At 63.5% G+C, this 13,275-nt stretch carries 9 protein-coding genes; 6 read left to right on the top strand and 3 right to left on the bottom strand.

Annotated features, from left to right (window positions below; genetic code table 11):
• The first annotated feature begins 18 nt into the window (after positions 1 to 18).
• A complete protein-coding gene (gene galE, locus NUW87_RS00695) occupies positions 19 to 1,008 on the top strand; it encodes a UDP-glucose 4-epimerase GalE (protein ID WP_269026844.1) in 990 nt (329 codons plus the stop codon).
• 7 nt (positions 1,009 to 1,015) lie between these two features.
• Here galE and NUW87_RS00690 read toward each other — a convergent pair whose 3' ends face one another.
• The gene (locus tag NUW87_RS00690; protein ID WP_269026843.1) at positions 1,016 to 2,167 is read right to left on the bottom strand and encodes a DUF4192 domain-containing protein; all 1,152 of its coding nucleotides are present in this window, start codon (positions 2,165 to 2,167) and stop codon (positions 1,016 to 1,018) included.
• Positions 2,168 to 2,384: 217 nt separating this feature from the next.
• On the opposite strand from NUW87_RS00690, the gene NUW87_RS00685 reads away from it, so the two are divergent.
• From NUW87_RS00685 to NUW87_RS00670, 4 genes are all read left to right on the top strand, one after another.
• On the top strand, positions 2,385 to 3,452 hold the full coding sequence (locus NUW87_RS00685) for a PAC2 family protein (protein WP_269026842.1): 1,068 nt from the start codon (positions 2,385 to 2,387) through the stop codon (positions 3,450 to 3,452).
• A 33-nt stretch (positions 3,453 to 3,485) separates the two neighbouring features.
• A complete protein-coding gene (locus NUW87_RS00680) occupies positions 3,486 to 6,026 on the top strand; it encodes a DEAD/DEAH box helicase (RefSeq protein ID WP_269027013.1) in 2,541 nt (846 codons plus the stop codon).
• Between the two features lie 98 nt (positions 6,027 to 6,124).
• On the top strand, positions 6,125 to 7,372 hold the full coding sequence (locus NUW87_RS00675) for an NAD(P)/FAD-dependent oxidoreductase (protein ID WP_269026841.1): 1,248 nt from the start codon (positions 6,125 to 6,127) through the stop codon (positions 7,370 to 7,372).
• Between the two features lie 146 nt (positions 7,373 to 7,518).
• Positions 7,519 to 10,950 carry a bifunctional proline dehydrogenase/L-glutamate gamma-semialdehyde dehydrogenase gene (locus NUW87_RS00670; protein WP_269026840.1) on the top strand — a complete coding sequence of 1,144 codons (3,432 nt, stop codon included), beginning with the start codon at positions 7,519 to 7,521 and terminating at the stop codon, positions 10,948 to 10,950.
• A 91-nt stretch (positions 10,951 to 11,041) separates the two neighbouring features.
• Here NUW87_RS00670 and ahpD read toward each other — a convergent pair whose 3' ends face one another.
• Together ahpD and NUW87_RS00660 are read right to left on the bottom strand one after the other, a co-directional pair.
• The gene (ahpD, locus tag NUW87_RS00665) at positions 11,042 to 11,566 is read right to left on the bottom strand and encodes an alkylhydroperoxidase, AhpD family (protein ID WP_269026839.1); all 525 of its coding nucleotides are present in this window, start codon (positions 11,564 to 11,566) and stop codon (positions 11,042 to 11,044) included.
• 38 nt (positions 11,567 to 11,604) lie between these two features.
• Entirely contained in the window at positions 11,605 to 12,201 is a 597-nt protein-coding gene (locus NUW87_RS00660) for a peroxiredoxin (RefSeq protein ID WP_070844258.1), read from the bottom strand.
• Positions 12,202 to 12,318: 117 nt separating this feature from the next.
• Between NUW87_RS00660 and NUW87_RS00655 the strand changes: the two genes are divergently transcribed.
• Positions 12,319 to 13,275: a hydrogen peroxide-inducible genes activator gene (locus tag NUW87_RS00655; RefSeq protein WP_269026838.1), complete on the top strand. Its 957-nt coding sequence runs from the start codon at positions 12,319 to 12,321 to the stop codon at positions 13,273 to 13,275.

The raw sequence follows: 13,275 nt of genomic DNA, 5'->3' as shown, positions 1-13,275 counted from the left end.
AGCACGGAAAGGACTTCCATGAAGCTTGTTGTCACCGGCGGCGCCGGCTATGTGGGCAGTGTGTGCGCTGCCATCCTGCTTGAGGCGGGACACGAGGTGATCGTCGTGGACGATCTGTCTACCGGCAACCGCTACGCCGTTCCGGAAGCTGCCACGTTTGTCGAAGGCAAGATTCAAGACGTCATCGACGACGTGCTCGCCACAGACGGCGGCGCCCCGGTGGACGGTGTGTTGCACTTTGCGGCGAAGTCTCTTGTCGGCGAGTCCATGGAAGACCCCGCCAAGTATTGGCACGGCAACCTCGACGTGTCGTTGGCGCTGCTCGATTCCATGCGCCGCCACGACGTGAAGTCGTTGGTCTTCTCTTCCACCGCGGCCACGTACGGTGAGCCGGATATCGTGCCGATTGCCGAAGACGCACCGACCCGGCCGACAAACCCGTACGGCGCCACGAAGTTGGCTATCGACTACGCCATTACGTCTTATTGCAACGCCTACGGCCTGGGCGCTACCAGCCTGCGCTACTTCAACGTCGCTGGCGCTTACGAAGGTATCGGTGAAAACCACATCACCGAAACGCACCTGATCCCCATCGTGCTGCAGGTAGCGCTGGGCTACCGCGACAAGATCATGATGTACGGCGACGACTGGCCGACGAAAGACGGCACGTGCGTGCGCGATTACATCCACATCCGGGATCTCGCGGACGCGCACGTGCTCGCACTCCAAGCCAATTCCCCCGGCACGCACCAGATCTATAACTTGGGTTCCGGCGACGGGTACTCCGTGCGCGAGGTGGTCGAGGTCTGCCGCGAGGTCACCGGCCACCCGATCCCGGCGGAGATTGCTCCGCGCCGAGCCGGCGACCCGGCAACGCTGATCGCATCCTCGGAGAAGATACGCAAGTCGCTTGGTTGGGAACCGTCGCGGACGGATCTACGCACCATTGTCGAGGACGCTTGGGAGTTCACCCGCCAGCTCGGCGACCGGTCGCACTCCGCGCGCTAGACGCGTATTACCGTTCGAGCTCGCTCCAGGTGTCCACACATCCCTGGCGGCACAGTTCGAGCACAGCGTGGCCCTGCCCGACGTCCATCACGCTCCCTAACAATCCAGACAAGTTGTGTCCTGGCAGTTCTCCCTCGGCGCATGAGAGTGCCGCACTGGCCCAACCGACGAGTCCCCGAGACAAAGCGACCATGGCCCACAGACACAGGGCGTTCGCCCTGATCTCCCCTCGGAAGTTGCGGGCGATGGTCAACAGCACCGCCCCAGCAGCGCGCGGGCGTTCCAGCGCGTCGACGATGAGAAAGTCGCGCAGTCTGCTTCCGGAGAGCATGGCGGCAAACAGCTCGACATCGTCTGGGGTGTTGAAGACGTCGTCGATGATGATGTCGCCTTCGATGTCTATGAGCCCCACGTTCGGTGCTGCAGCAAACACACCGCATGCTTTATCGATGTGAGCGTGCGCTACTGCCGGGGCATGCTTCAGATGGCAGAAGAGCTCGGTGCCGCGTTTTAGGGCGCCGGGTGTGAGAGCCTCCCCCGTTTCCGCATCAGGCTCAAACACCGGAGCAAAGTGGGAGAATACTTCGCTTTTGTGCAGCTCCGGCAGCACTCCGTTGTCGATGAGCGGGCCCATCGGCTCTGCGGCCGCCACCGACGTCACGGTGCCCTGCTCGTATCCTTCGTTCCACTCCCACACTGCGTTAGCAGTATCCGGGTCGGGCCCAAATACCAGCTGGTAAGGCGTTCCGTCCGCGATTTCAGAGACAGTCCAGCAGGCTTCAACGATCTCCCCGAAGGCGTCCGCCGCCATTCGCAGTCCTTCCGCAGCTACCGAAACCATCTGCGATTCCGGCACCCGGGTCACAATCACTGCGAAGGTGGCCACATGACGTGGTAGCGGGATACGTTGCAGCGCGCGCTGGATGCTTTCTGTGTTGCCCACATCGGCGTCGAGGTAGGCGCCAATCTCCAACGTTGGAGAGGCTCCCGGCGGACTGTACGCGTTAATGAGCACTACTGACTCGTTGGGAAAGTAGCCCAGTGCGGCGGGTATGGACGCGATGAGTTGTGCCGGCGAACGGAGAAGTTCCGCGCTCGGATACGGCGTTATTGGGGTGGTCGGACGGTTTGTTTCGTGCGGTTGTGGCTGAATATCCATAACTGTTAGACGCTCGCGGGGCGGTCTCGGTTCCATGGGGCGTGAAGTTTTCTCATCGCCACTTCCTACGCATCCTTTTCGGCCGCGGTGCCACCTTGCGGTTGCTGGTCGGGCACAATGGAATATTCTGCGACACCAACCGTTGTGTGGGTGGAGCACTAAAGCCGGTAAGGCGAGCGATTTCAGGAGGCCGAAGACCATGACGCAGGAACGTCCTATGTACGAACTTGAGTACCCAGCTCCGCAAGTGAGCGGGGAGCCTCAAAACGGTCCTGCCCTGATCGTCGCAATGCACGGTTACGCCGATGCAGGCCATGCCATTGAGTCCGCCGCTGACCACCTCAAGGCAGCGCTGGAGTCGAGGACAGTGGCAACGTTTAGCAACGACGAGCTGATTGATTACCGCTCCCGCCGCCCGACGGTGACGTTGTCGCACGCCGAGATCACCGATGTGGCTGATCTGCAGTTGGACATGCGTGTTGTGCGCGATGAGAAGGGCCAGTCCTTCCTGTTGCTTTCCGGACCAGAACCGGATCTGCGGTGGGAGGCCTTTAGTAATGCAGTAGCGGACCTTGCAGACCGCTTCGGCGTCGGCAAGACCATTTGTCTCTACGCGGCTCCGATGGGCGCTCCGCACACCCGCCCCCTGGTGGTCTCCGCCCACGGCAATGACCGTGAGTTGGTCGGCTCCATGTTTACCTTCGACGGCATGGTCAGCGTGCCGGGTTCCGCATCGGTCTTCATCGAGCAGGAGCTGCACAAGCGCGGCCGCCCTGTTGCCGGGTACACCGCGCACGTGCCGCACTACGTGGCCGCCTCGCCGTACCCGCACGCGACGTTCCAGCTACTGCAGTCAGTCGAAGACTCCACGAATCTGCAGTTCCCGCTGCGTTCCTTGGAGGCGGATATGCGCCGGGTATCGCAGCAGCTGGCGGAGCAGACGCACAACTCGGACGAAATCACGCACGTGGTGCAGGCTCTTGAGGAACACTACGACCGTGAGATGCAGGAATACCGCGATCGCCATCCGCAAGCGATGATGCCGGGCGAGGCACAGATGCCCAGCGGCGAGGAGATCAGCGAGGCGTTTGAGAACTACCTCACCGCCATCGAAGACCGGGACCGCAACGAGCAGCGCAGCCTCCCCCACAGCGAGGAGACGGATCAGCGGTTACGCGACCATTTCTTCATCGATCCTTCGTCGCCGGAGCGCTCGCTTGACGACGACCACGGGGATTCCACCGGAGGCGACACCCCTGACGGGGACGGCGACGGCCCCCGTTAGTATGTCGGCCGGTCGGCTACGGTGAATGCTGTGATGCTGACCGATTTGCTTGAAGACATTGCGCAGGCCCCCGAATCGCTGTTTGAGGATGCCGTCTGGGACTCGTTCAATTCATGGACGGCCTCCCGCGGCATCTCGTTGTATCCGGCGCAGGAGGAGGCCTCGCTCGCGTTGCTTGCGGGCGACAACGTCATCTTGGCCACCCCGACCGGCTCGGGTAAGTCGATGGTGGCCAACGCCGCGCACTTTATCGCGATGGCGCGCGGCCAGCGCTCGTTCTACACCGCACCGATCAAGGCGTTGGTGAGCGAGAAATTCTTCGCTCTGTGCGAGATTTTCGGAGCGGAAAACGTCGGCATGATGACGGGTGACGCAACGGTGAACTCGAACGCCACGATCATCGCCGCCACCGCCGAGATCGTGGCCAACATTGCGCTGCGCGAAGGCAAAGACGCCAAGATCGATCAGGTGGTGATGGACGAGTTCCACTACTACTCGGAGCCGGAGCGTGGCTGGGCGTGGCAGGTTCCGCTGTTGGAGCTGCCGAAGGCGCAGTTTTTGCTCATGTCCGCCACCTTGGGCGACACCGCTTGGTTGGAGAAGGACCTCACTGAGCGCACAGGCCGCAAGACCACGTACGTCGGCGGCGCGGAGCGCCCGGTGCCGCTTGATTTCCACTACGTGTTCTCCCCCGTGCACGAAACCATCGAGGAGCTGCTGGAGGACAACAAGGCGCCAATCTATGTCGTGCACTTTTCCCAGCGCGAGGCCACGGAGCGCGCGCAGGCGCTGACGAGCATGAACATCATCACGCCCGAAGAAAAGCAACGTATCGCGGACGAGATCGGGGATTTCCGCTTCACCACGACCTTCGGTAAAACCCTGTCCAAACTGGTCCGCCGCGGCATCGGTGTGCACCACGCCGGCATGCTGCCCAAGTACCGCCGCCTGGTGGAGCGGCTGTCCCAAACTGGGCTGCTGAAAGTCATCTGCGGCACCGACACGTTAGGCGTGGGCATCAACGTGCCGATCCGCACCGTGCTGATTACCGGCTTGGCCAAGTTCGACGGCACCCGCCAGCGCATCCTGAAGTCCCGCGAATTCCACCAGATCGCCGGGCGAGCCGGACGCGCGGGCTACGACACCGAGGGCACTGTCGTGGTTGAGGCCCCGGAGCACGAGATCGAAAACGTGAAGTTGCGTCGCAAAGCGGGCGATGATCCGAAGAAGCTGAAGAAGATCCGCAAAAAGTCCGCCCGTGACGGCGAAGTGTCCTGGTCCGAGAACACCTTCGAGCGCCTGAAGGTGGCCGAGCCGGAGGAGTTGACCAGCCAGTTCAAGGTGTCCAACTCGATGCTGCTCAACGTGGTGGCACGGCCCGGCGACGGCTATGAGCACATGCGCCACCTGCTGCGCACGAACCACGACCCGCGCGCGAAGCAGAACCGCGACATCATCCAGGCCGTCAACCTGTTCCGCGGCCTGATCAACGCCGGGGTGGTCGAGCGCACGCCGGACTCGCCCGCATTCCGCCCGTACACGCTCACCCAAGAGCTAGACCGCGACTTCGCACTGAACCAACCATTGTCCCCCTTCGCGCTGGCGTTTCTGACATTGTTGGACCCGGAGTCTGAGACCTACACGCTGGACGTAATTTCCGCGTTCGAGGCGATTCTGGATGACCCGCGCCAGCTGCTGCAGGCCCAGCAGACCGCTGCCCGCGGCGAGGAGATCGCGGCGTTGAAAGCGGACGGGGTGGACTACACCGAGCGCATGGCGATCATCGAGGACGTGACCTACCCCAAGCCGCTCGCAGACGAGCTGGACGAGGCCTTCGACACCTTCACCCAGGGCAATCCCTGGGCCAAGGAGTTCGAACTGTCGCCGAAGTCCGTGGTGCGCGACATGATCGAGCACGCGATGACGTTTTCGGATCTCATTGCCACCTACGGCCTGGCACGCTCCGAGGGTGTTGTGCTTCGCTACCTCACCGACGCGTGGCGCACGCTGTCCTATTCCATCCCGGACGCGTACATGAACGAAGAGCTGGAAGACATCGTTGTCTGGCTCGGCGAGTTGATCAGGCAGGTGGACTCCTCGCTTATCGACGAGTGGGCGCACATGACTGGCGACGACCAACCTGTCAGCCAGGACACCATCGACCGCGAGCTTGCCTTCGGCGTGGAGGACCCCACGGCGCTAACCGCGAACCGCCGCGCCTTCACCATCATGGTGCGCAACTACTTCTTCCGCCTGGTGGAGCTATTCGCCTACGAGAAAGAGGATCAACTGGCGGAGATGCTGGACTATTTGGAGCCGGATGCACGTGTGGACTGGCCGGCGGCGATGGACGACTACTTCGACGAGTACGACGACGTCGACTTGGGCCCTGACGCGCGCGGCCCGGAGTTTTTCCGCCTGGCGGACACCACTGGCCGGTCGTGGAAGATCACACAGATCATCAAGGACCCGGAGGGCGACAACGCCTTCCAGTTGCACGGCGTGGTCGATTTGGACGCCTCCGACGAGGCCGGTGAAGTGCGACTTTCAGAGTTGGTGATCAAAGGGGGGTAACCGAAGGAACGTCGATAAGCGAAATGCGGGGCGGCGACAAGTCCGCTGCGGTACATTGCCCTCAGCACAATCGAAATTCTTTGTGAGGAGGACCATAAATGACCCGCACGATCGTCGTGGGAGCTGGCATGACCGGACTTTCCACCGCGTGGCATCTACAGGAATACGGCCATGAGGTGGAGGTGCTCGAGCGCATCGACGTCGCCGCTGGTTCGTCCTGGGGCAACGCCGGCTGGCTGGCACCGGGCAAGACCATTCCCTTGTCGAACTCGAGCTTGTGGGCATACGGTCCGACCGCACTGTTTGATAAGCACGCCGCACTCGATGTGCCCGTGCGCATCGACCCGAAGCTGTGGCGCTTCTGCGCCAACTTCATGGCGCACGCCACCGGCCGCGCCTGGGACAAGACGATGGCGGGCCTGACCAAGGCGGATCTCGGCGCACTCGCGGCTTTCGACGAGCTCGAGGCCGGCGGCGTCAAGGCCACCACCCACGAGGGCCCGTTCATCATCGGCTTCGAGAACGAGAAGAAGGCCGGCGGCTTCCTCAAGGAGGTCGAAGGCGCACAGCGCCACGGCCAGGAGATCCCGTTCGAGCAGATCACGCTCGACGACGCCCGCACGGACGCCCCAATGCTCACCGACAAGGTGGGTGCGACCTACCGCATGGGCGGCCAGCGCTTCATCGAGCCGGGACCCTACTGCCAGGCCATCGCAGACTCCATCGTGGAACGCGGCGGCAAGGTCACTACCGGCGTGGAGGTTGTCGAGGTCAGCTCCACCCGCAAGCCGGCTGTGAAGCTGGCCACCGGCGAGTGGTTGCACGCCGACAACGTGGTGCTGGCTACTGGCGCGTGGCTGCCAAAGCTGGCGAAGGACCTCGGCGTGACCACGCTGATCCAGGCAGGCCGCGGCTACTCCTTCTCCGTGGAAACCGCCGAGCCAGCAACCTGCCCGGTGTACCTGCCGGATCCGAAGATCGCCTGCACCCCGTACCAAGGCCGCTTCCGTATCGCCGGCACCATGGAGTTCCGCGGCCCGGACGAGCCGTTCCAGCCGGGCCGCATCGCGTCCATGATCCACACCACCAAGCCGTTCTTTCAAGGCATCGACTGGGAGGACCGCCAGGATGAGTGGGTCGGCTCCCGCCCGGTGACGCCGGACGGCCTGCCTCTGGTGGGTGCGACCAAGGTGCCCAACGTCTACACCAACGGCGGTCACGGCATGTGGGGCATTATCCTCGGCCCGCTGTCCGGCAAGATGCTGGCAAAGCAGATCGAGACCGGCGAGGTGGATGAGACCATCGCACCGTTCGACCCGCTGCGCGGCCCCTTCGGCGGCCTCTAACCCCCTCTCCCTAGCCCCGGAAATCTGTGGTTTCCGGGGCTTTTTCGTGCGCACAAGGAATCTTTTTCAAATCAGTGGTGTGTACCTACATCTTGCATTAGCTTATGGGCTGTCACATTGTTCTGCTTTAGTGGTAAGGAACACATATGCCGAATTTGCACACTAACCAGCTGCCGCCGGAAAACAGCGCTGAACTCGACAATGTCGTGGAAGCAGCCGTCGCCCGCGCGTACCACTGGATGGAAGCTACCGCCGACGCGGATGCGGATGATGCCCAGACGCAACAGCTCGCGGAAATGCTTCGCGACGACAACGGGGTCCGCTTCACCATGGACTTCGTTGACCGCGTCATGCGCCCTGAGGACAACCGGGTAGCGGCAAACGCACTGCGTGCCATCACCAGGGGCGTCGACGCATCGTTCCTCGGTCACATCAATGCCCTACTCGTCGGCGCCGGCGCCTTCGTCGGCCCGTTCTTGCCCTTCGTGGTCGTCCCCGCAGCGCGCATGCGCCTGCGCCAGCTGGTGGGCCATCTCGTGCTCGACGCTGAGTCAGACGCGCTGAACAACCTGCTCGACAACGCGCAAAAGCGCGGCGAGCAGCTCAACCTCAATCTGCTGGGCGAGGCAGTACTCGGTGAGAAGGAAGCGACGGACCGTGCCGAGCGCACCCTGAACCTGATCAAGAATCCTCGCGTGACGTACGTCTCCGTCAAGGCTTCCTCGATGGTCTCCCAGCTCAACCACTGGGACTACGACGAGTGCGTGCGCCTGGTCAAGGACCGTATCCGCCCGCTGTACCGCGCCGCGCGCGACCGTAGCCCCCAGGTGTTCATCAACATGGACATGGAGGAGTACCACGATCTCCACCTCACGCTCGACGTGTTCACCCAGCTGCTCAGCGAGGACGAGTTCAAGGACTACCAGGGCGGCATCGTGCTGCAGGCGTACCTGCCCGACACGCTCGGCGCCCTGGAATTTCTTGCGCACTTCGCGCAGAAGCGCGTGGCCGGCGGCGGCGCCAAGATCAAGATCCGCCTGGTCAAGGGCGCGAACCTGTCCATGGAGCGACATCACGCGGAGGTCAAGGGCTGGGCGCAGGCGCCGTATCTGACCAAGGACGAGGTGGACGCGAACTACTACCGCCTGCTCGATTTCATCGTGCGCCCAGAGTACGCCGACAGCGTCTCCATCGGCATCGCCTCCCATAACCTGTTCACTTCCGCGCTCGCCTACGAGCTGGCGCACCGCCGCGGTGTGGTCAGCATGCTCGATTCGGAGATGCTGCAGGGAATGTCGCCGGCGCAGCAGCAGATCGTGCGCGAGGCCTACGGCCGTCAGATCCTCTACACCCCCGTCGTGCGTAAGGAAGACTTCGATGTGGCGGTGAGCTACCTCGTGCGCCGACTCGAAGAAAATGCGGCACCGCAGAACTTCCTGCACGCCCTGTTTGCACCCAAGACCGCCAAGCGCGACCCGATCAAGGAACAGGAGGAGGTCTTCCGCTGGGCGGTGGACAACCGATGGGACATCCACAACGGCCCGAACCGGGAGCAGGACCGCACGCAGGAGACCGGACGCCAAGCCGCCGCAGAGGCCGGCACCACCGGACGCTTCATCAACGAACCGGACACCGATCCGGCGCTGGAGGCCAACCGTGCCTGGGCAATCGAGCACCTCGCACACCCGCCGGCGGTGGACACCGGCAACGAGATCACCGATCCGTCCGTGATCGCCGACCACATCGCCCGCGCTAAGGAAGCGCAGAAAGCCTGGGGCGCGCTTTCCGCCGGCGAGCGTGCCGACGTCCTCGACGCCATCGGCGACGAGATCGCGCGCCGCCGCGGCGACTTCATCGCGGTCGCCGCCCACGAAGCAGGCAAAACGGTGGACCAGTCCGACCCGGAGATCTCCGAGGCGATCGATTTCTGCACCTACTACGCCGACAGCGCCCGCCACCTCAACGACATTGCCGCGGACTTCGAGCCGAACAAACTGACAGTGGTTGTTCCGCCGTGGAACTTCCCGGTTGCCATCCCCACCGGCGGCGTGATGGCCGCGCTTGCTGCCGGCTCCGCGGTGATCCTCAAACCGGCGCCGCAGGTGACGCAGTGCGCCAAGCTCATCGCCGATTGCGTCCAGGCGGTCTTCGCCGAGAAGGGCATTAGCGCCGACACCGTGCAATACGTGCGCGCGGATGAGGGCGAGGCTGGCAAGGCCCTGCTTACCGACGACGCCGTGGATGCCATCATCCTCACCGGCGCTTCCGAGACTGCTCAGCTGTTCAAGTCCTGGAACCCGCAGCTCAACGTCATGGCAGAAACCTCCGGCAAAAACGCCATCATCATCACACCATCCGCCGACCCGGATCTTGCAGTCAACGACTTGTACCTGTCGGCGTTCGGGCATTCGGGCCAGAAGTGCTCTGCGGCCTCGCTGGCTATCCTCGTGGGCTCCGCCGGTGAGTCCGAGCGCCTGAAGAACCAGCTGCTCGACGCCGCCTCAACCCTGGTGGTGGGCCCGGGCACCGACCTGTCCACCACCATGAACGGGCTCATCGAGCCCCCGGGCGAGAAGCTCGAGCGCGGTCTGACCACGCTGGAGCCGGGCGAGACGTGGCTGCTCAAACCCCGCAAGCTCGACGACGAGGGCAAGTTCTGGTCCCCCGGCATCCGCGACGGTGTGAAGCCCGGCTCCTGGTATCACCAGAACGAGTGCTTTGGCCCGGTGCTGGGCATCATGCACGCCAAAGATCTCGACGAGGCGATTGATTGGCAAAACTCCACCGGATTCGGCCTCACCGCTGGCATCCACACCCTCGACGGCGAGGAAATCTCCACGTGGCTCGACCGCGTCGAGGCCGGCAACGTCTACGTCAACCGAGGCATCACCGGCGCCATCGTGCAGCGACAGCCGTTCGGAGGCTGGAAGAAGTCCTCTGTGGGGCCCGGCGCGAAGGCGGGCGGGCCGAACTACGTCGCGCAGATGGGTGTGTGGCGCGAGCGGGCGGAGCTGGCGCCGTCGTTAGGCGTGAGCATCTCGGCGAAGGTGCAGGAGCTTCTCGACGTATTCCGCGCCAGCTTAAGCGACGAGGATTTCGGCTGGCTCTCCCGCGCGGCCGAGTACGACCAGCGCGCATGGGACAAGGAATTCGGCCGCGGCCACGACCACTCGGGACTGCGCTCGGAGGCCAACATTTTCCGCTACCGCAACACCCTTGAGCCGGTGGTGGTCTACGTCGGCGAGGGCTACCAGCTGCGGGAGGTGTACCGCCAGCTGCTTGCCGCCGCGATCACCGGCACCGAGGTGCGCGTGGTCGCCCCGGATGCTGTCGCCCGCGTGCTTGAGGCAGCCGATGTCACCGTCGATGCACACGCTGTCACCGGTACGCCTGACCGCATCCGCGTGGTCGGCGAGGCCCCCGAGGAGCTCTACGGCGACATCGCCACCGCGGTCTTCGACGGGCCTGTGCTCATCGACGGGCGCCACGAGCTCCTGCCTTACCTGCTGGAACAGGCCGTTTCCGCGACGCTGCACCGCTTCGGCGTGATCCACGATCCGGCCAACATCCGGAACTGAGCCCCTTACCCATCTAGACAAAAAACCTCCGGCAGTCACCCGCGCAGTGCGGGATCCTGCCGGAGGTTTCGGCGTCGTAAAGCGCTAGTGCTTAGCGTGCGTCCTCGATGGTCAGGGTCTGTGCCACAGCCTGGACAACGCCAGCGACCTTGACGGTCTCCCAGACCTGCTCCTTGGTCACGCCTTCCTCGCGGACGGTGTTCGCGTGTGCCACGGCGCAGTGCTCGCAACCGTTGATGGCGGACACGGCGAGCGACCACAGCTCGAAGTCGGCTTTTTCCACGCCCGGCTTCGAGATGATGTTCATGCGAAGGCCAAACTTCACGTTGGCGTAATCGTCGCCGAGCCAGCCCTTGGCGCGGTAGGCGACGTTGTTCATTGCCATGACGGTGGCGGCGCCGTACGCGGCCTCCACGGCCTCCTCAGAGAGGTGCTCCTTGGCTTCCTCAGCGATCTCGGCGATGACCTTCGCGTTGCGGGTCGCAGCCGCGGATGCGAGAAGGGCGCCCCAGAGCTGCTGCTCGCTGAGCTCGGTGGAGCGGGTCAGCGTGCCGAGGTTGAGCTTTTGATCCTTCGCGTATTCGGGCAGCGCGCCGCGCAGATTCTCAATGGACATCGTGTTCTCCTTTGCCGGACGGGGTTAACTAACGGGTGTTACTTCAGGGATTCCTGGACCACAGCCATCTTGTCGATGTTTTTGGTCGGGTCGTTCTTCTGCCAATCGCAGGCGCAGACTTCCTCGGACTGCAGTGCGTCGAGCACGCGCAGGACTTCGTCGACGTTTCGGCCGACAGCATCCGGGGTGACGGAGACGAACTGGATGACGCCGTCCGGATCGATGATGAAGGTTGCGCGGTCCGCAACACCGTCAGCGTTCTCGACGCCGAGAGCGCGGATCAGGTCGTGGCGGACGTCAGCGAACATCGGGAAGGGGACGTCCAGCAGGTCCTCGTGGGTCGCGCGCCAGTTGAAGTGGGAGTACTCGTTGTCGGTGGAGCCGCCGAGCACCTGGGTGTCGCGGTCCTCGAACTCCTCGTTGAGCTTGCCGAAAGCGGCGATCTCGGTCGGGCAGACGAAGGTGAAGTCCTTCGGGTAGAAGAAGACGATCTTCCACTTGCCCTCGTACTTATCCAGCGAGACGTTCTCGAAGTAATCGTCCGGCGACGAAGCGTTCGCTTCCTTCAGGTTGCCGCCCTTCAGCGCGACGAGGTCGAACTCCGGGAAACGCTCTCCAACAGTCATGATCGGCATAGAAATTCCTCCAAAGAAACTGGTCAAAAGGATTTTTCAACGGACAGCAACCAGTATGACACAGATCGCTCCGGCTTTCAACGTAAAAACTTATGAACTTCGTGTAGTTTAATAGGCATGGCTAATCGAGAGTATAAACCGACGCTTGCTCAGCTCCGTACCTTTGTCACCGTCGCCGAGCAGAAGCACTTCGTCTCCGCGGCGAACAAGCTCGGCATCTCGCAGCCGTCCCTCTCGCAGGCGCTGGCTGCGTTGGAATCCGGCCTGGGCATCCAGCTCATCGAACGCTCCACCCGGCGCGTCATCGTCACCCCCACCGGCGAGGAACTCCTCCCCTACGCCAAGGCGACGCTGGAGGCGGCGGACGCGTTCGTTGCGCAATCCCGCGGTGCCCTCGGGGTGCTAGCTGGCCCGCTCAACATCGGCGTGATCCCCACCATCGCGCCGTACATCCTGCCGACGCTGTTGAAGCTCATCGAGGATGAGTTCCCGGACCTGGAGCCGCGAATCGTGGAAAACCAGACCGAAGAGCTGTTGCTGCGGCTTCGCGACGGCCAAATCGACGTCGCGGTACTCGCCACTCCAACCGACGCCACCGGGGTGTGTGAGATCCCGCTGTACGACGAAGCCTTCGCCATCGTCACCTCCCCCGACCATCCGGCGGCCGGGCGTGGGGATCTCGACCTCAATGCGCTAAAAGACCTCGAGCTGCTGTTGCTTGACGACGGGCACTGCCTACGCGATCAGATTGTGGAACTGTGCAAGATCGCCGAGGTCAACCGCACCCCCGGCGCGCAGTCGGTGACACGGGCCGCATCGCTGACCACGGTGGTGCAGCTGGTAGTGGCTGGGCTCGGCTCCACGCTGGTGCCCGTCTCGGCCTTGTCCACGGAGTGCGCGCGCCCCGGCCTAGCCATTGCCGCGTTCGGCCCCGGCGTGGATGCGAAGCGCACCGTCGGGCTGGTCATGCGGGCATCGTCGCGACGCCGCCCGGAATTCGAGCAGCTCGGCGAGTTAGTCTCCCGCGCCTTCGAGCAAGCGACGGAATCGAGCCGTAAGCTGCTGCCGCGCTAG

It is taken from the genome of Corynebacterium pilbarense (assembly GCF_026930265.1).
In the GTDB taxonomy this organism is placed as follows: Bacteria; Actinomycetota; Actinomycetes; order Mycobacteriales; family Mycobacteriaceae; genus Corynebacterium; species Corynebacterium pilbarense.
This window is presented reverse-complemented; position numbering and strand designations above follow the sequence as displayed.

Coding starts and splice junctions, on each gene's coding strand:
- NUW87_RS00670 (WP_269026840.1), top strand. CDS start 7,519: ATGCCGAATTTGCACACTAACCAGCTGCCGCCGGAAAACAGCGCTGAA.
- NUW87_RS00655 (WP_269026838.1), top strand. CDS start 12,319: ATGGCTAATCGAGAGTATAAACCGACGCTTGCTCAGCTCCGTACCTTT.
- NUW87_RS00690 (WP_269026843.1), bottom strand. CDS start 2,167: ATGGATATTCAGCCACAACCGCACGAAACAAACCGTCCGACCACCCCA.
- ahpD (WP_269026839.1), bottom strand. CDS start 11,566: ATGTCCATTGAGAATCTGCGCGGCGCGCTGCCCGAATACGCGAAGGAT.
- NUW87_RS00680 (WP_269027013.1), top strand. CDS start 3,486: ATGCTGACCGATTTGCTTGAAGACATTGCGCAGGCCCCCGAATCGCTG.
- NUW87_RS00685 (WP_269026842.1), top strand. CDS start 2,385: ATGTACGAACTTGAGTACCCAGCTCCGCAAGTGAGCGGGGAGCCTCAA.
- NUW87_RS00660 (WP_070844258.1), bottom strand. CDS start 12,201: ATGCCGATCATGACTGTTGGAGAGCGTTTCCCGGAGTTCGACCTCGTC.
- NUW87_RS00675 (WP_269026841.1), top strand. CDS start 6,125: ATGACCCGCACGATCGTCGTGGGAGCTGGCATGACCGGACTTTCCACC.
- galE (WP_269026844.1), top strand. CDS start 19: ATGAAGCTTGTTGTCACCGGCGGCGCCGGCTATGTGGGCAGTGTGTGC.